Genomic DNA, 18,795 nt, shown 5'->3' with positions numbered 1-18,795 from the left:
TTCGCTGGTGATAAACGACATATTCAATGATTAATTGATAGCGCTATCTCATTGAATGAACACTAGGATAGACCGGTAGGTACAACATATGCCAGACCGACGTGCAGACCAGACCAGATGATGAGTGCGGATGATGAGACATCACGTGAGACAGACGGAGTTACCGGGGAGAGTGATGCAGATAACCACGACGATGACACTAATGATGACACTCAACCAGATGATACAACACTCGAGATAGACACAGAAATGTCAGACTCGACCACAGCTGATGATTCTACAGCAGATACCACCGAAGATGCCACCACGGTCGACCCACAGGGCGCACCAGATATCGAGACATTACAACGTGAAATTGAGACGTTGCGAGCCGATCTTGATTCATTCGAAGAGGAGGTCGAATCACGGACGGTTGATCGACCAACGCTTAAGACTGATCTCGAGGAATATACTCGGAAGCAACTCCGGCGTGGTAAAGCCCGGGGATGGGGACCGTACTTGATTTTATTATATGGAACCGCAACAACAATTGCTGCATTCTACCTTTTGGATGATCTTGTTGCCCTTGTTGCGATGATTGTCACATACCTCTCGACGCTGGGTTTGTATGCACTATTTGTCCTCTTCGGTGTTGGATTCAATGCAGTCGATACATCTCGGAACTTGCTTGATCGGATACGATAACACGGATATGAGCTTTTTTACTGTATTGACTACGCGTGGGATTGGTGAATCACGCATCCTTAGCGATGTTCCAGAAATAGTGGTGGCGGTCTTTCGGATATTAACGCATCTCGGAAGTCCCTACACACTGTTTGCTATGGTATCAGTATTATATCTCCTTGGTCGACGTGGGCTTCTGGTTCGACGACGAGCAGCATTCATGCTTGCAATCGGAGTCGCTGCAATCGGACTCACAATCGGGTTGAAGCATCTGTTTGCGTTACCTCGCCCACCAGCATCATTTCGTAGTGGGTTTGGGTTTCCAAGTGGACATGCAATCGGGATAACTGCATTTTGGGGTGCAGCAGCGCTATTGATTGAGCGTGGACAGTGGCGGCACCGAGCTGTCCTTGCTGGTAGTGTGATTACTCTCGTCGCTGCATCTCGAGTTATTATTGGCGTGCACTATCTTGTCGATGTTCTCGCCGGCATTGCGATTGGTATTGGTCTGTTAGTCACTCTCGTCACTATTGGACCGGGATTCGAGATGAGAGGACAGATGAGTGCGCTTGTCCGCCCAACACATACAGACGTCACAGCAACATTTGGAGTTGCCACCCTTTTGACGATTATCTCCATTGTGATTGCACCAGATGAGACGGGAACGCTGCTTGGAACTGGTATGGCAGCGGCAAGTACTGCTATTTGGCACAGATACGGACGAACGCTTGGTGCTATACAACTGCCAATCAAATTACGAACCCTTCTGGTCGGAGGAACGTCTCTCGTAATCGGATTTGGCGTGCTCATAACCGCTATGATAGTAAATGATACAACATACGTAGCTCAAATTGGAGCGATAGCTGGGTCAATCCTAATAATACCGTATGCTATCTCAACAGGCATCTTTGCTGCAGTAACAATCCTCACGACGCCATTTATCGCTAATCGGGCTGCAGATATCTGAACTTGAATGTATAAAAATCAAGATGAGCGCTTTGGAAATTAATCCTGAAATACTTCACACACAGATTGATGACCCGCCTCTTCCCGATTATCTGGACTAAATAGATTTTATTGTAGAACTGATTGGGTTGCTGCTCTCTCACTCAGAGAGTATTATTGTGTAATCCTGAGATTAACTGACTGATATCAGGAGTTCGTTATGTCAATCTAAATGTCAAAAGAATCCGCTTCGATCATAATCTAAGACACGTATCAGATAATCTGATTATGTCATTAGCGGATAAGTACTTTAGTACGTTTCGAGGTACCGATCAAGCTCCCAGTCGGAGACATCGACACGAAACTCGTCGTATTCCTGTGTTTTTGCTTCAACGAATTTATCATACACATGACCTCCGAGAGCACCCTCGATGACCTCATCGGACTCAAGTTCATCAATAGCCTCGCCAAGGTTGCCTGGGAGAGTGTTAATTCCGTACTCCATCCGAGTTTCTTCATCAAACTCATAGATATTCTCACGGATTGGATCCGGAGCTTCAAGTCCACTCTCAATACCGTTCAATCCAGCAGTGATGATCGCTGAAAGTGCAAGATACGGATTACATGATGGATCTGGTGAACGGAGCTCAATTCGTGAGGCTGCTGGAACTCGAGCGGCTGGTTTTCGGACTAAGGCTGAACGGTTGCGGTCAGACCACGCAACATACACTGGTGCCTCGTATCCAGGAACAAGCCGTTTGTAACTATTTACGGTTGGGTTTGCGATAGCTGTGATAGCCGGTGCGTGTTCAAGCACTCCAGCAAGGAATGAGTGAGCCGTTTCTGAGAGATTGAATTCATCGCTCTCATCGTGGAACGCATTATTTCCGTTTTCATCGAACAGCGAAATGTGCGTATGCATTCCTGAGCCGTTGATCCGTGAAATCGGCTTCGGCATGAATGTCGCATGCAGATCATGTTGTGCTGCGATAGCACGAACAACCGTTCGGAACGTCGCAATGTTGTCAGCGGTTGTGAGGGCATCTTCATACTCAAAGTTAATTTCGTACTGTCCCTCTGCAACCTCATGATGGCTCGCCTCAATGTTGAAGTCCATCTCTTCGAGCCCTTTGATAATATCTCGACGAATGTCTGATGCGAGGTCTTTCGGTGCAAGGTCAAAATAGCCACCTGCATCGTTCGTCTTTGTCGTTGCTCGTCCCTCTTCATCCTCTTCAAAGAGGAAGAACTCCGGTTCAGAAGACGTGTTGACCGTGAATCCCATCTCAGATGCACGTTCGAGTGTATCCTTCAATACCGCACGTGGGTCTCCTTCGAATGGCTCACCTGTTGATGTATTAATAACATCACAGATCATACGTGCCGACTGACCATTACGCCATGGGAGAGCAGCGAATGTTGATGGGTCTGGTTTCAACCGCATGTCGGATTCTTGAATCCGAACAAATCCTTCAATACTGGATCCATCAAAGTAGACACCATCTTTGAATGCCTTTTCTGCCCGTGAAGCCGGAATTGATACGTTCTTAACGGTACCGAGAATATCGGTGAATTGTAACTGAAGGAATTCAATATCTCCTTCTTCAATTTGATCGACGACACGCTGTGCTTCTGCTGAGAGACCACCGTCAGTGGCTGTCGAATCAGACTTATTTTCGTCCGTCATTTTGTATACAGTCAAAATCGAAGACGCCGAGTATAAAGACGTTATCGTTTGGTGCAAATGCCCCAAGTTGGGCTAGTAACTGGATATTCGTAAAATTCTAGTCCCCCCAAAGCGTCAGTAGTTGTAATGACGTACGAAAATCTCGACGCAAAACTAATTAATGCATTACTTGGGGATGGCCGTGCCAGTCTTCGAAGTCTTGCTGAGGAGCTTGATGTTTCTGTCACAACGGTCTCGAATCACCTCCGTGATCTTGAAAATGAAAGTGTTGTCGAGGGCTATAGTCCGCGTGTCAACTATGATGCAATCGGCTATGATGTAACAGCAATCATCCAATTGAAAGTTGAAGGAAGTGCACTTCCAAGTATCACGGATCGACTTGAGGAACAAAAACAGATGATAACTGTGTATGAGGTGACTGGTGATTACGATGTGATCGCTGTTGGAAAGTTCCGCGATACCGATGGGATGAACGAACAAATTAAAGAGCTACTTACAGATACTGATATCCGCGAATCAAACACCAGCGTGGTGCTTAATCCGGTTGCTGAAAATGAGCAGTTTAATTTAAAACTAACTCAGTAAAATATCACTGACGAAGTTCATATAGTAATCATCCGAAACTGTCTGAGAATATATAGTAATATCAGACATATAATAGACATATCATACGACTGAGTCATAAACTATCCCAGAGAAAGCAATATTACTTCCCTGTAAGATAGTTGATCTAGCTGAGTGTACCTATGATGAATCACCTCACACAGCTTTGTTTCTCAGTAGTGAATTTTCAAGCGTATCTTAGCTAAAAGTCGTCTTCAAAAACGAATGTCCCATTTCGCTGAATAGTCTCACCGTCAACTTCGATTGTTGAGTTCTCACTCATATCAACGATCATATCGACATGTTCCGCACTTTGATTTTGTTCATTATCTTCTCCGACTGTCTCTGCATACGCTGACCCGACAGCCATATGGACTGTATCGCCCATCTTCTCATCGAATAGCATATTATAGCTAAACTGGTCAATAGCGCGATTCATTCCAATGCCAAGTTCGCCAAGATATCGTGCTCCATCATCAGTCGCAAAGATTCCATCAAGAACAGCCTCATTCCGACCAGCGCTGTAAGACTCGACATAGCCCTCCTCAAACTGCACTCGGACATCTTCGATCTCTCGACCTTGTCGATACAGCGGCATATCGAAATGAACCTCACCCTCAACAGAGTGCTTGATTGGCGCCGTAAAGACCTCACCGCCTGGAAGATTCTTCTCGCCGTAATCATTGAGAGCGGTATTTCCAGCGATACGCATCGTTATATCCGTGTTTGATCCTGATTGGATCCGAACCTCATCAGCATCAGCAAGGATATCAACCAACTGTGATTGATGCTCACGCTGGGCATCCCAATCTAATCCAACTGCGTCCCAGACAAAGTTCTCATACGCCTCAGTGCTCATCCCAGCTAACTGTGCGTTACCTGTGGTCGGATACTGTGTTAGACACCATGTTTTTGATAGTCGTTCTTGAAGCACTGGCTGCATTGCTCGACGATATGCAGCATTCGTTTCAGGGTCAACATCAGCAGTCTCGGTTGCGTTTTCATCACCACGGACGGCAATGTATGCATCCATCTCCTGATATAAGGCCAGTAGATGTGACGGCGTTTCGAAGTCATCATCACTGTGATTCTGTAGGAATGCTCGTGTTGCCCGGGAGTCACTCTGTAATGAAACCGGATGTGCACCTCGGTTTGCACATTCCTCATACAGTGCAATCACGAGGTCTGAAGCTGCTGCAGGTGCGCCAATGACAACGCGGTCTCCGCTGTCGATATCCGTTGAATGATCAATTATCGTCTGTGCGTGATCCCGAATACGCGGGTCCATACAAATATATGTCGCGTCAATAACAAACTCCTTTCGACACCAATACTAGTGATACATTAATCACGTGTGTATTTTTGTCTATCCATGCTGATAATTATACATGGTACAAGCGCGAGGCGTGCAGCTTGACATCCTCCCACGCCTAAAGACGTGGGAATCCCACGATACCACACCGCTGGTTTGGGATATGAAGGTCTACGACACTAACCTTTCTTGAGGCTCGAACGAGCCAGTTCCTTTGTCAAACAGGTAGGTCGATGGCTGTGCCAACCAGCCGTTACTTCTATTCTCACGCTGAGGACTCGAAGTTACTTGTTTTCTAATGTTCTCAGCACCGTTCACGTCAGCATTCGCAACCAAATCACACTCGTCACACACGTACAATCCACGCTCAACTCGGTTTGTATCACTCTTACATCCACACGAGGAACACGACTTTGACGTATTCTTTTCAGACACGCGTTCAACATCACATCAATTCCAGCTTCTTCAGCTTTGTATTCAACCATGTCTGTGAAGCGGTCAAACGCCCACGAGTGCAAGTGCAAGTCCAAGTTCCCGTTCCCGTTCCCGTTCCCGTTCCCGTGTTTGCCCCAGCCCCAGTTCTTCGTCTCCCCATCTTCATCCTCACGGATGCCACTGAGGTCACCGATTGCAATCGCACCAACGTTCTCGTTAACACATTGTTGGATGATGTGTTTCGAGAGCGTGTGGAAATAGTGCGTCCGACGATTCGACTTCTTGACATTTAATCGAACTGTCTCTTGGGACGTGGAATCATCACAGCGAGCGATATGCTTGCTGAAATAGTAATTGTCCCGTTTGAGACAGTTCAACGGGTATAGTTCGGACTCTTTGTCTTCAAAGGCGAGGGCAGCGAAGTGACAGATTCCAAGGTCAATACCAAGGGTTTTCTCCGTGTTTCTCTGACACAGTAATTTCAATATTGCAGACGATGTGGAGTTCCCACTCATCTTGATCTCGTTGCTTGTTCCAGACAGCACGAATCTGTTCTGTTGGACGCTCTCAATCGCAGAAAGGTCAACATCAGACCGTGTTTGGATGTCGCAGAGAGCGAAGTCTGTCCAGTACTCTTTCAGGTTCTCACCTTTGGAGAGTCGAACTCGTCCGTTGTTCGTATCGAACTTGAAGCCAGCACCTTTGAAAGTAAGTGTTGAGCGTGGATGCTCGTCGTCGTGTTTGCGGTATGGTATGCTGGTGGATTCGCTTTCGTGTCCCCATTTTGGCGTTTCCCGTACCAGCTGTTGAACGCTTGAGAGCTCTTTGAGAACTCGCTGACTTGACTGCGAGTGTAGGTCATCATAGCGTTCGTGAGACTTGAGGTACGATTTCAGTTCGCTGTCTTCGGGGATGTGGCCTGTTTCGTTCCAGACTCGTCCGCTTGTCCAGCGGGCGACATTCCAGAGTTTACTGGCGGCGAATCCAAGCGAGTCAAGCTCATCCTGCACTTGCGAGTGGTTCTGGATGTAACCAGTAATAGTGCGTTTGACGACCTGTTTCGCCATAGACGACTTCTAATAGCGAGCAATGCTAAATGCATTGATTTCAGCTAGCGTGGAATATCCAGAAAGTTAGTAGACATTTATTGCGTCAGCGAGTGACGGCTCGTATCCACGCCGTGAACGATGTGACGTGGTATTGCGCCTGCTCCATGTATAAGATCTTGATTCAAAAATAACTCGAGTGTAGTGCTAAGATGTGTCAGAAATATAGTTTACAAAACTCTATACTCCTTTCACCAAACGGACTATTCTTGTGTGCATTTGAGTAACGTTCAGTATGCTCACAGTTATTTCTGATACGCATAGCACTGATGATCATCGGTTATCGGGGCGGACTCACGAGGCAGTCCGAGACGCAGACATAGTTGCACATGCAGGCGATTTCATGCGCGAGTCTGTGTTAGACGCATTCCAGCGCGAGGCGACTCAATTACTCGGCGTTGCTGGCAATAATGATGATGCTGGGATCTGTGATCGACTACCTACGACACGACAGTTTACCTTTGCAGGTGTGCAATTTGTTATGACACATACGAGACGCGGAGGGTCAACTGAACTGTCATTACTTGGTCGTGAGCGAGATGCCGACGTCGTGATCTTTGGTCACAGTCACCGCCCGACAGTTATCGCAACTGAAAAGTGTACACTCGTCAATCCTGGTAGTCATGCCCAACCACGTGGACACCGTGCAGCACACGCAGAGTTTGAGGTTCAATCAGAAAGAAAACTAGATGGTCGACTCATCACCGTCGACGGCGATGTGTTTGAGTCATTTACAATCACAAGCTGAACCTAACTCATAGCAGGACACTGATAACAGAAATCACGGACTGATATTTTACTCTACGTGAATTCAAAAGAATCCATTATATGAACAATTGAAGCTGTAACGATGCTCCTCCGCTATCGCACTCCGAACTTCATCTACTGGTGGCTGCGACAGTTTGGAAGTGTGTCTTCTCTCATTATCTGCTACTGGTGGCTGCGACGGGGACGGGAGTTTCACCGGGTCATGGCGGAGTGACAGTGACCGGCTCCCACAGACACATCGTGTGTTCGGGTGTGACTTCCAGCCAACTCCTCATGGAGGGGGGGGACGTCGGGAGGAATTAAATTCCCTTGCTGGGGCAGTGCAGCCTCGGAGTCGGGGCTCGTCCCCGAGGGACTTCACTATTCTTGCTCGACGCTTGACTCCTTGTGATATCTCTATCTAGTGAAACTCCAATTAATGGTAAATCCAGATGAATTTCATATATACCCGGTGGTTGAGACTGACCTTCTTGATGCATATGACCCTCGAACCGCTTCGTGGTCGATATGATTTCTCTTTTCTCGGGTTCAAAGCTTTCACTCCTAATGCTCTTTCCAGCGGATCACGTATCCAAAGTGAATAATGTTCATGGATTGAGATACCTTCGATAACACGAGCGAGGACGAGATCGAATATCTTTCTCCCCCAGACCAGGCCCTCGGGTTCCTCGCCGCCAACGAGGATCGGGCGTTCAAGCTTCGCGAAATCTCCTCATGGCTGAGGTCAATGAAGGGGCAAGTCAGCACCGCTCTCTCACGGCTAAATGACTGTAGTCTCGAACACAGGGCGACGTATCGGGCGGTGACTGACGACGCCCGGCGACTCGACGGATACAGCAGGTGAACAGGCAACGGCGCTGTTCAACGATCAACTGAGTACGGAGGACAGGGATTCTTGACGTGATCACACACACCACAGGAACCACACCCAAGATCGAGGACGAATAGTGATCGACGGAGAGAAACCAGTCTTTGAGCGTTGTGACGTCGTCCACGGTGATGATCCATTCAAATGCGAGGAAGACACTCAACCTGGCTTATTCTCTCGAATCATGAAGACTGTCCGTTTCACCACGATCAGTATATCATGCTGACGTTGACGTCGAAATCTTAGATGGACAGTCTGATCAACATCCCCGGGAAGAGTTGGCCTTATGATGGAACTCCTAGTGAGAGTCGGGTCGTCCCGTGGGGCGTCCACTTGATCACGAAGACATAGACATCGACTTCTGGCAGGGTCGTCTTGACAGCGACCTCACCGACGAGGCGGTCGCTGCTCTCGTCGAAGAACTGTGTTAGCAGCATACTCGGTATTTCACTTGGACAGAATTCTAGTGAAGAAGGAGATGGAAATCGGATAGTAACGGGATTCAACCCGTAGTACCGTGGTGTCCGAGTGGCTACGCTGCCGGAAGTTACCGACATTCGCGTGTATGCTTGGTGGTTCAACAAGATTGACTGTTTGAAGAGCAATCTGAATCAATTTCCGTTCATTGAATCGGTCGAAACAGCGCATCACAGCTCCACGATACCCTCTGTAGCCTCAACTCCCAGTATACCCATTTGATATAGCATCATACGGTTTATCAGAACAAAACTTCAGTAGTTGAGACTACTCTTCTCGATCCATACGCCACTCTGGCGCAGTTCATACATAGTATGAAAACGTAGACTCGGATAGACAAATGGCTCGAATCACTGGCTCCTATCCGGATGACCTCGATCTACTCATCGAGGGTGCTGTCGAGGCTGGCGTGTTCGGAGGCAAGAGCGATGCGTTGCGCGAGTTCGTCCGCGAATACTTCGAAGACCACGAGAATGAGCGCATTGCGGCTGCGGTTGCGCTCTACGAACGCGAACGAATCACACTCGGTGATGCTGCGCGGCTTGCCGATGTCGATCGCTGGACGATGCGTGATCTCCTCCGTGAGCACGGCGTCGAACCCCGCCTCGGACTCGTTGACGAAGACGACGCAGCCTACGAAGTAGAGGCAGCGAGCGGACTCGAATTTGAGGATGAGGACTCGGAGACTGAGGAATCGCCTGCGAAATGACAGGCGATGATATTCCGGCGAATCCGAGTGTCCTGAACACGACTGTCCTCTCGAATTTTGCGTACATCGACCAGTTGTGGGTGGTTGCAGGACTCTCTGGGATCTGTACGGTTCCGGTTGTTCGCGAGGAACTCGAACACGGCGTTGCTGATCATTCGTATCTCCAGACAGCACTCGATACACTCGACGACGGGATTCCAGTCGCGACCATTTCGGGCACAGTCGCAAACAGAGAGGCTGTTGTCAGTAATCATCTCGATCCGGGCCGGGTGAAGCACAGGCGTTCGCCCTCGCAGACGCACACGACGGCCGATTGCTGACCGACGATGGCGATGCCCGATCATTTGCGAAAGAACAGGGCGTGACCGTTGTCGGGTCGGTCGGCGTGCTCCTCGCCGCGATCAATGCTGGGAAGATTACTGAGCAGACCGCTGACGGATGGCTCTCGACGTGGATCGATGAGATTGGCTACTACGTGCCCTATCGAGATATCGCAGCGTATCGATGATTGATCCACTGTGTGGACCCATCCATCACAGGTATTGAGAATCGATGATTTCAGGCTTTTTCGCACGGGAATGGAGAGGCAAGGATGACCGCGTATCGCTTCCGGGTCAAATTCGCTCCCGATCCGACATCGCTGTGGCGGGACATCGTCGTCGGTGCTGACAGAACGATTGCTGAATTCCAGTCAGCGATCAATCCTGCAGTCGGTCTCGACCAGACCCATCTCTGGTTCATGGGGACCGACGAGGAGTACTGGGATAGTGAAGTCAAGTATCAGTGCCCACAGGAATACGAGCAATCGAGTGGCGGTGATCCGGTTTTTCGCACCGAACGTCTTGAGAATGCGGGTGAGGTGACGATTGGTGAGATGGCGAGACAGTTGGACCTCGAACAGTACGACCGCATCTGTTACCTCTACGACTACGGTGACGAGTGGCGCTTCTACGCTATCCTGAAGGAAGTCCTCGCCGACGAACCAAGCGATACGGAACCAGCAGTTGTGAATACCGAGGGAGAATCGATCGATCAGTATGGCTCATCAAGAGAGCGGCGTTTTTGAGCGAGTCGTGTTCAGCGTCTCGTAGTGGCACCAACTCGTGAGTCTCGCCGGAGTGTCTTTCGACGGATTGCCCACCGACCACACGCTGATTGGCCAGTGTACGATTCGACGCCGCTGTACGGGCAAAGCTCGCTCGACGGGCTGGAGTCAGATGTTCGGATCGTCTCGCAGACTTGGTTCAGGCACGACCGCCACGAGTCGGTCGAAAAGTTCGTCCACTCACTCCCGTTGACGTATTTCGACTTCGACGCGCACGACCGCTACGCGGGCCCAACTCGATACGGGATGGAAATCCTCTTTCGCGTGTTCTTCCTGAAAGAGTGCCACGGCTGGGCCCATGAGACAGCACTCGTCGAGTATCTCGATCGGCGTCCAGAACTCTGCGAGCAATTGGGTCTGGAGACAGTGCCGAATCAATCGACGCTGTGGCGCAGTTGCCACAAGCGGTTCACTGCCGAGTTTCGCAGTACAATCGAGACAGCTGCGCGAACCATCCTCATCAAAGCCCAGAGTGCGGGTGTCAATGTTCCGCGCAAACCAAAGCGACACCGTCCGTCTCACGGTGACGAAGAGTTCGAATCGGACCCAGACGATCAAGCTGTCCTCGACGAAGCAGCACCGATTACGGAGCATGTCAGCCGCGTTGTCTTCCCGGCATTCTCGCTGGACCGAGGGAAGGGCTGTGAGATCCACGAGAACGCCTACTGGGACTTACAGACGTATCTCGGACTTCGCGAAAATCTGGCTGCCAACGAAGGCGCTCGCAGCTTTACCTACGAGTCAACTCGAGAGCGGACACCTTTGGGCCACGCTCACCGCGAGCATATTCGTGATCTCTCGGTATTAGAGATTCGTGAGATGTACCGGCAGGCCGTTAATAGGCTTCTGAACCAGGTCGCGGAGACGGAGCAGTTCTTTCGGGCTGGGATTGTTGCAATCGACATCACTGAAGCCGATCCTTTCACCGGCGACAGGACCGGCCACGAGAACGAGATCATCGGGACGAAGGAGAAGACCGACGAGTACGCCTATCAGTGGGCCACCGTCCAATTAGTAGGGAATGCCGTCCCAATCGTGCTGGACGCGAGACCAGTTCAGAAGGGTGAGTCCCGCTTAGAAATCGTTGAGGACCTCCTGGAGTCGGCTGAGGAGATGGTTCACGTCGATAACGTGCTGATGGATCGAGAGTTCGACAGTCAGCACGTCCTCGAGATGCTCAGCCAGCGCGGCCTTTCCTACGTCGTGCCCAAGCGGATGCAGACCAGCGAGAAAGCTCAGGCAAAGCGGTTGCTCCGACGAGATCAGGACCGGTATGAAACCGACAGGAAGCTCCATCTCGGCAAGAACAAGTGGCACGAGACGACGCTGATCTATCGACGGAAAGAGAATTCAGAGCATAACGATCATCGGCAATACTCAGTGTTCATGTCGAATCGGGGGAGCGGATTTCTCACTGAGTACGGGTACCGGTGGGAGATCGAGAGTGGCTATCGGTCGATCAAGCGGTTCATGGCTGCGACGACCTCGAAGAATTTCGGACTGCGGTTCTTTTACTTCGCGTTCGCGTGTCTGCTGTACTCGATTTGGCGAGCGGTGGACCTGCTTGTGCAGGTCAAGTTGACTGGTGAGTACGAGCATTCGCCGATTGTGACGGCCGATAATACGCTGACGCTGCTGAAGAAGGAGACAGGAGTCGGATAGTAACGGGACTCACCCCGTGGTAGTGCGGTGTATGAGTGGCTACGCTGTCGGAAGTCACCGAAATTCGCGTGGGTGGTTGGAATCTCAGCAAGATTGACCGTGTGGAGGGCACTCTGGGTCAGTTTCCGCCCACTGAATCGGCCAAAACCACGCTTCACAGCCCCGCTAAACCCGGTGTAGCCTCAACTTCCAAGATGTGAGGAAAATAAACCATATATCGCTATACGAAATGCCAACCATGAGAATACACATTCCGATGTGGTGATAGCTGCTCTCACCAACACGAATCGCTTCGAACCGCAACGAACGGTCTTGAGATGCGCGGTATCGACTATCTTTGGATTGGGACGGCAACCGACTGGTTCCTCATGATCTCAAACCAACAGGGCGACGCTTGAGACGACCGACTTTTGCGGGGTAGGTGAGGCACAATTCGTATGACCGACTCGACTGAGATATCCACTCGATTCACTGATACTGTGGTGATTATATGTGAAGTATTAGCACACAAATTCAATGCAATCACATATCGGAAGCCAAACCTCCCGAGAAAACAACAATCAATATCTGGATGGTGGAGACTTCTCTTGACGATGCCGACGAAGTCCGGAGAAAAGAGGGACACAAAGTCGTTGCGATTCCATCCGTGACATACTTAAACATATGATTAGGATCCTGATTTCAACTGAGCGGAGCTAAAGACGATGCTTGCGAATAAAGTCAATATTCGACAGGGGAACACGCAAACGATGAGGTGAGAGCGGATCATGGGCTGGTCACAAATAGCGACGATGAGTGAAGAGTGGCAGTGAGGTTTACCGATATGGTCAATCAGCATTTGATAATCTCGACCAAACCTCATAGAAGCTCTTCAATAGTATCACCAGTTCGACGAGCGAGAATATACCGTAGTCGGTTGTGGCTAATAGAGAAAAATCCGATTATCGACATGACACTAATATCTGATGGATACATACTGGCACTAATCAACTGGGCATCGATCAATTCCAAGCACACGATATAGCAGACACCGTCGTGTTGCACCTTCAATAAATAACACCACCCCAGCAACACCTAATCCGACTGCAGAAAACACTGGAACACTTATACTACCAATCGCGACAAGAATTGCAAGTACTGCAATCATAGTTCCACCTGCAATTCGGATGAGTGCATCAACTCGACCAACGTTTCGTTTCATATCACCTATGAGTACTCGCTAGTGTAAAGTGTTGAGTCGATTGACACTGACGTTAGCTACGATTCATAATAGTATATTCAACGTGAACTCCAATGCGTACAAGAGTTCCTCTGTCGTGGCAAACTGAGAGTGTAACTGTATTATTGAGGGTTGTGACGATCTATTCGATGGTCAGCCCAGGTTTATTCTAAGCTTGTCTCTGCTGTCAGGGAGTTTTATACTTGCCACTGATCAGCAGCATGACTCGAAGCTGATCTAAATCCTGTATTTGGAATATCAGTCTACGTGTCTACTATTAGTAACACAAAATCAATATGAGTGATTGCCGACTTTCTCATCATCCATATCGAACTTAGTTTGACGGAACAACAACTGAGAGTAATTATAATGACGAACTGTCTTCAGAAACCTCTTATTTATATTGTTACGTCACAAGAATGCGAGCATAGGTTCAAACTCGCGAGATCATTCAAATCAAATAGCATAAATAATATACAAATGTCTCAAATCAAAAATAACTCCAGATTCAAAAACTCACAGACCACCCACTTCGTGTTAGGAGGGAACCGAACTGGGATAGCAATAGCCGAGCGGCTGCAGATGGACGGACACAGCGTTACAATAGTCAATGAGACGCATAATTCCGATACAGTCCCTGGGATCAAAGGTAAGCCGACAGATATTGAATTGCTCACAGAATCGGGATTGGAAACAGCAGAATCAGTGGTCGTTGGGACTCAGTCAGACGCGCGGAACCTCCTTGTTGCCCAACTGATTCGAGTCCACTTTGATATCCAACAGATTACCGTGCTTGTGTATGATCCCGAGCGTATTTCTGCAGTAGCCGAAGCTGGTCATGAACCACTCTGTGTGACAACGATACTATCTGAGACGGTCGCAAAAAGTATATGAAGGAACTTGAACGCGATCTCGGGCTTTCATCGGTACTCGCAATAAGCGTTGGTGCGATGATTGGCAGTGGAGTCTTCATTTTGCCTGCACTCGCTGTTGGAATCGCTGGACCAGCGGTAATCTTCGCATACGCACTTGCAGGAGTACTTGTTGTACCGGCAGCCCTCTCGAAATCCGAGATGGCGACTGCGATGCCCGAAGCTGGGGGGACATACATTTATATTGAGCGAGGCATGGGGCCACTGCTTGGCACTATTGCTGGTGTCGGTACATGGTTTTCATTATCTTTCAAGGGGGCACTCGCGCTCGTGGGTGGTGTTCCATATCTACTGTTATTATTCGACCTCCCACTAAAACCAGTCGCGCTGGGTCTTGCTTTGGTGTTAATATTAATAAACATCGTCGGCGCGAAACAAACAGGGCGTCTACAGGTAGGGATTGTTGTTGTGATGCTTGCTGCTCTCGGTTGGTTTGCAGCTGGAAGTGCTCCCAGCGTTGAATCGGCTAACTATGCGAATTTCTTTGTAGATGGAATTGGTGGGCTCCTGGCTGCGACTGGATTAGTATTCGTCTCATATGCGGGTGTGACAAAAGTTGCCAGCGTCGCCGAAGAAATTGAAAGTCCGGCTCGAAATATTCCACTCGGTATTCTCGGGTCACTCGCATTTACGACCATTCTCTATGTGGCAATCGTGGCAGTGTTAGTCGGCGTCACGGATCTAAGAGGTATCGCTGGGTCGCTGACGCCAGTAGCAGTAGCTGCGGAGTCGACGCTCGGTCAACTCGGTGTTATCATTGTCATTCTTGCAGCTATTCTTGCTTTAGTATCAACGGCTAATGCAGGAATCCTCTCTTCATCGCGGTATCCATTCGCAATGAGTCGCGATAAACTCGCTCCGCCGTCGTTTTCAACGGTAAGTGAGCGGTTTGGAACGCCCGTGGCTTCGATTACACTCACTGGAGCGGTATTGTTGATGTTGATTGCCTTCGTTCCGATTCTTGATATTGCCAAACTTGCTAGCGCATTCCAAATTCTGGTGTTCGGGCTGATCAATGTGACCGTCGTTGCATTCCGCGAGGGTAATATCGCGTACGAACCCGAGTTTACTGCACCACTGTATCCATGGATGCAGATATTCGGTGCCATCACCGGTTTGCTCTTGTTGACACAAATGGGAACAATCGCTCTTACCGGAGCTGTCGTAATCATTGTCGGGAGCATTGGCTGGTACCTATTTTATGTTCGGTCGCGAGTGAGTCGAGAGGGAGCAGCAACAGATGCGGTCCGTCGACATGTCGGTAAAGAGATACTCGCAGAAACCGAATCCGCGATAGACGATACCCCACGCGAGGTGCTTGTTGCGCTCACAAAGAATCTCGATGAGAGTCGAGAAGAAGCATTAATCACCATCGCTGCCGATCTCGTTCGTCCCGACGATGGTCGTGTAGTCGTTGTTCAATTCGAGGAGGTACCCGATCAGACACCTCTTACAGAGAATATGACAACACAGTCGTCATCCGATCTCTCATATGAATCTCAGATTGGCTCGCTCTCGGCGAAATTAGGTGTCGACATCGAAGCCGACGAGATTGTGAGTCACGACACGAAACATGCAGTCGTCAATTTTGCAGATGATCGAGGGGTAGATTCGATACTGACCGAACATGAGCCACTACGGCTTCGATCTCGATTATTCGGTGACCCGATTGACTGGGTAGTCCGTCATGCACCGTGTGATGTTCTTCTCGTGGACAATCTTGGCTATGACTGCCCGAGACAGGTTGTACTCTCAGGAGATGCTGGACCATACTCCCCGCTAGCGGTGAACGTCGCCGGGGCTATCGCCACTGCGAATGACAGCGATATCTCACTTTGGCAACCCACTGATCAGACCGAGACTGAGACCGAGACTGATGAGTACACACAGACACTCAATGATTATCGGACCGAACTTTCGGAGATGCTTTCCATCTCAGTTCAGGTAGAGGAAATTCGAGCTGACGGAGGACGACCATCAATTCCCGATGTGGTTGTACGACGCGGCACTGTTGGAAGACTTCGAGGCGTACTATCTGATGATAGTCCGATGTTTCCAAGACCAGGATGTACAATCATAACTACTTATGTACACAAATCCCGTCGGTCAGGATCTGTTCGTTGTCTACTTCAGCATCTTACATTCTAGTTTATACGTCTTGACAGGGACATCAAACGTATTATTTTGATGATAACACGGTCGGTATGATCTGCATGACATACGCGTTGATACTTACAAATTCAAAATAAAGAGTTAGATATGCTGAAATTTTATTCATTTGTGAATATAGGCGGAGACACAATTTAAAAATACAAAAGTTATATACGTTATCTTATAGAATCAGGAACCATATGACAACGAAGAATCCATCCGTCTCCCGCCGCGGAGGAAAGGGGTCAAAAATTGAGCGGATAGCTGGTGAATATGATCTCCAGGGGTTGGGTGATGAATTAGTCTCTCGATGGCTTGGAGAAGGTGAATATGAACGCGAGAGTCTTCGAGACTTGGCTGATCGAGTAAACAACCGCCTTATCCACGCTGCCGTTGATGATTCAATTACACTACTTGATGGGGAAGCTGAGAATATTTGTCGACTTCTTATTGATGATAACGTTACCGCGGGGATGCGAACAGAGGCTCGACAAAGTCTCAAGAACAAAGGGATTGATATCGATAATCTTGAGTCAAATTTGGTATCGTATCAATCAGTATATAATTATCTTAAACGTGATAGAAATGTCTCTCGGAAGTCTCAGGAAACGACTCACACTTCAGAGGCAGCTCTTGAACCAATCCAAAAGCTTGCCAATCGCCTCCGAGCCATTGTGGCGAACAATATTGATCAGTGGATTCGAAAGGATGTCGTTACCCATGGATCATATACTGTAGATGTTGCTGTGCGGGTCACGTGTCAACACTGTGGTGAACGCTGGTCGCCAGCAGCGTTCCTTGACGACAACGGATGTCAATGCACTCATAATACTGAATATTCAAACACATAACAACTTAGATTACATTTATACGAATTTATTTTTGAACAGTGACTACTATCAGTTATCTATATATTTTAACTTTTTAGCTGAATTAAATTACTATCATTTAATTAGACCGCGCCAACGTGACACCCATACTCGTGTCACAATAGATCTGAGTGTGAGCGAAATATGAAATTCAATAATACAATGTTAATACGAAAACATCCGATTGAGGTATAAATCAATTTGTCGATGAGTAAATTTTGAGAGAAATAGCCACCGTAAGATTACCCACTGATAATGATCGTTCATTCGTTCAGTTCAGATTTAATTGAATTGACTCTGGAGTGTATGAGCAGTGATTAAAAGCCGGAGCTTAGAGCATGTCAATATTCTAATAGCGGATATCCTACCGTGATCATATTTGATTGTTTAAGCTCACATCTAGCGGACTTTAGGTATCATTCTGTTGTTTTATCTCGTTTAATATGTATCTAGACTTATGAAAATCTGACTGTGTCGACCAGGTGAGAATGCCTTCTATGACCTCAGATCGATCAATGTCTGATTCATGACATTCTGCAACAAGCAGATCAATCTCAAGCAGCATCTCTTGGCTTAGACAAAGCTCAACTTTTTGACTATCGCGATCAGACATGACAAATACTATTCACGGTCACACGATAATTTTTATCTACTAATTTGAGTGACATAGCACTAGATTCGTGGCTATTAGCCTACAATAATACACTATGATATAAATGTTTTTTATTATGCAATATAAGTCAATATACTTTCGCAAAAAAGATACATAGTGCAAAATTATATAAACAGAATATGATGTGTATTTTATATTACTTCCTAACAACAATTTCACTGTCAAAACAGAATAATTAGAACGCTGTTATCAACTACACTGATACCCAAAATAAATATATAATTTATAACATTACTATAGCATCTCTAGAGAAGTACTCGTTGTCTTCGAGTGTTATCCTATGTCTTGACATATATTTGAAACAATAATAAATACAGCTGATTCATCGAATTTGATCAGAAGATGACGTATCAGAGACGATCAAAATTATTCTATCAATTATTACGCATACCGCGTGTCTAATAGTGTATAATATGATAATCGCTAAGCAAATGATACGCAATTATTATTCTGTGGATTCAGCATAAAGTATAAATAAGCAGTGTATTTAACAGATATTTAGCTAATAGCACATATTAGATTACGTATACAAGATGAGTACCAATGATACCCTGTGATATCTCCAGCCGCAGGCAGGGTTGAGGTCTGATACTGCACTGGAATGCCCTCGA

General features: G+C 47.9%; 14 protein-coding genes and 5 pseudogenes. 13 read left to right on the top strand and 6 right to left on the bottom strand.

Features of this window, described 5'->3' with window-relative positions; genetic code table 11:
- The first annotated feature begins 117 nt into the window (after window positions 1-117).
- Window positions 118-684: a hypothetical protein gene (locus J07HQW2_RS09620; protein ID WP_048075234.1), complete on the top strand. Its 567-nt coding sequence runs from the start codon at window positions 118-120 to the stop codon at window positions 682-684.
- 7 nt (window positions 685-691) lie between these two features.
- The gene (locus tag J07HQW2_RS09615) at window positions 692-1,630 is read left to right on the top strand and encodes a phosphatase PAP2 family protein (protein ID WP_021055290.1); all 939 of its coding nucleotides are present in this window, start codon (window positions 692-694) and stop codon (window positions 1,628-1,630) included.
- Window positions 1,631-1,918: 288 nt separating this feature from the next.
- Here J07HQW2_RS09615 and glnA read toward each other — a convergent pair whose 3' ends face one another.
- Complete coding sequence (gene glnA / locus J07HQW2_RS09610; protein ID WP_021055289.1) at window positions 1,919-3,295, bottom strand: type I glutamate--ammonia ligase; 1,377 nt, start codon at window positions 3,293-3,295, stop codon at window positions 1,919-1,921.
- Between the two features lie 126 nt (window positions 3,296-3,421).
- Here glnA and lrp point away from each other — a divergent pair, with 126 nt between their 5' ends.
- Window positions 3,422-3,880, top strand: coding sequence for an HTH-type transcriptional regulator Lrp (lrp, locus tag J07HQW2_RS09605; protein WP_021055288.1), 459 nt, complete (start codon window positions 3,422-3,424; stop codon window positions 3,878-3,880).
- A 220-nt stretch (window positions 3,881-4,100) separates the two neighbouring features.
- Here lrp and J07HQW2_RS09600 read toward each other — a convergent pair whose 3' ends face one another.
- The 3 genes and pseudogenes from J07HQW2_RS09600 to J07HQW2_RS09595 all read right to left on the bottom strand — a co-directional run.
- A complete protein-coding gene (locus tag J07HQW2_RS09600) occupies window positions 4,101-5,186 on the bottom strand; it encodes an aminopeptidase (RefSeq protein WP_021055287.1) in 1,086 nt (361 codons plus the stop codon).
- 195 nt (window positions 5,187-5,381) lie between these two features.
- Entirely contained in the window at window positions 5,382-5,645 is a 264-nt protein-coding gene (locus tag J07HQW2_RS18390) for a zinc ribbon domain-containing protein (protein WP_303704059.1), read from the bottom strand.
- 68 nt (window positions 5,646-5,713) lie between these two features.
- Window positions 5,714-6,712, bottom strand: a pseudogene (locus J07HQW2_RS09595) (transposase); the annotation flags it as partial.
- 274 nt (window positions 6,713-6,986) lie between these two features.
- Here J07HQW2_RS09595 and J07HQW2_RS09590 point away from each other — a divergent pair.
- The 7 genes and pseudogenes from J07HQW2_RS09590 to J07HQW2_RS09570 all read left to right on the top strand — a co-directional run bounded on the left by J07HQW2_RS09590 (window position 6,987) and on the right by J07HQW2_RS09570 (window position 12,340).
- Window positions 6,987-7,499, top strand: coding sequence for a metallophosphoesterase (locus tag J07HQW2_RS09590; RefSeq protein WP_021055284.1), 513 nt, complete (start codon window positions 6,987-6,989; stop codon window positions 7,497-7,499).
- Between the two features lie 648 nt (window positions 7,500-8,147).
- Window positions 8,148-8,418 (top strand): annotated as a pseudogene (locus J07HQW2_RS18385) (MarR family transcriptional regulator).
- Between the two features lie 48 nt (window positions 8,419-8,466).
- Window positions 8,467-8,818: pseudogene (locus J07HQW2_RS20010) on the top strand (type II toxin-antitoxin system PemK/MazF family toxin).
- Window positions 8,819-9,204: 386 nt separating this feature from the next.
- Window positions 9,205-9,573 carry a UPF0175 family protein gene (locus J07HQW2_RS09585; RefSeq protein ID WP_021055282.1) on the top strand — a complete coding sequence of 123 codons (369 nt, stop codon included), beginning with the start codon at window positions 9,205-9,207 and terminating at the stop codon, window positions 9,571-9,573.
- Window positions 9,570-10,081: pseudogene (locus J07HQW2_RS20005) on the top strand (twitching motility protein PilT). Before J07HQW2_RS09585 ends, J07HQW2_RS20005 begins: the two are co-directional and overlap by 4 nt.
- A gap of 84 nt (window positions 10,082-10,165) precedes the next feature.
- Window positions 10,166-10,612: pseudogene (locus J07HQW2_RS09575) on the top strand (hypothetical protein); the annotation flags it as partial.
- Window positions 10,613-10,663: 51 nt separating this feature from the next.
- Entirely contained in the window at window positions 10,664-12,340 is a 1,677-nt protein-coding gene (locus tag J07HQW2_RS09570; protein WP_021055279.1) for a transposase, read from the top strand.
- Between the two features lie 982 nt (window positions 12,341-13,322).
- Here J07HQW2_RS09570 and J07HQW2_RS09565 read toward each other — a convergent pair.
- The gene (locus J07HQW2_RS09565) at window positions 13,323-13,541 is read right to left on the bottom strand and encodes a YgaP family membrane protein (protein WP_021055277.1); all 219 of its coding nucleotides are present in this window, start codon (window positions 13,539-13,541) and stop codon (window positions 13,323-13,325) included.
- 498 nt (window positions 13,542-14,039) lie between these two features.
- On the opposite strand from J07HQW2_RS09565, the gene J07HQW2_RS09560 reads away from it, so the two are divergent.
- From J07HQW2_RS09560 to rdfA, 3 genes are all read left to right on the top strand, one after another.
- Window positions 14,040-14,453: an NAD(P)-binding protein gene (locus J07HQW2_RS09560; protein ID WP_021055276.1), complete on the top strand. Its 414-nt coding sequence runs from the start codon at window positions 14,040-14,042 to the stop codon at window positions 14,451-14,453.
- Entirely contained in the window at window positions 14,450-16,639 is a 2,190-nt protein-coding gene (locus J07HQW2_RS09555) for a universal stress protein (protein WP_021055275.1), read from the top strand. The genes J07HQW2_RS09560 and J07HQW2_RS09555 overlap by 4 nt, the downstream gene beginning before the upstream one ends.
- A 203-nt stretch (window positions 16,640-16,842) precedes the next feature.
- Window positions 16,843-17,493, top strand: coding sequence for a rod-determining factor RdfA (rdfA, locus tag J07HQW2_RS09550; protein WP_021055274.1), 651 nt, complete (start codon window positions 16,843-16,845; stop codon window positions 17,491-17,493).
- A 427-nt stretch (window positions 17,494-17,920) separates the two neighbouring features.
- Here rdfA and J07HQW2_RS09545 read toward each other — a convergent pair whose 3' ends face one another.
- On the bottom strand, window positions 17,921-18,124 hold the full coding sequence (locus J07HQW2_RS09545; protein WP_021055273.1) for a hypothetical protein: 204 nt from the start codon (window positions 18,122-18,124) through the stop codon (window positions 17,921-17,923).
- Window positions 18,125-18,795: the final 671 nt, after the last annotated feature.

The organism is Haloquadratum walsbyi J07HQW2 (assembly GCF_000415985.1).
GTDB classification, from domain to species: domain Archaea; phylum Halobacteriota; class Halobacteria; order Halobacteriales; family Haloferacaceae; genus Haloquadratum; species Haloquadratum walsbyi_B.
The sequence above is the reverse complement of the archived record's forward strand: the minus strand, read 5'-3'. Positions and strand labels throughout refer to the sequence as shown.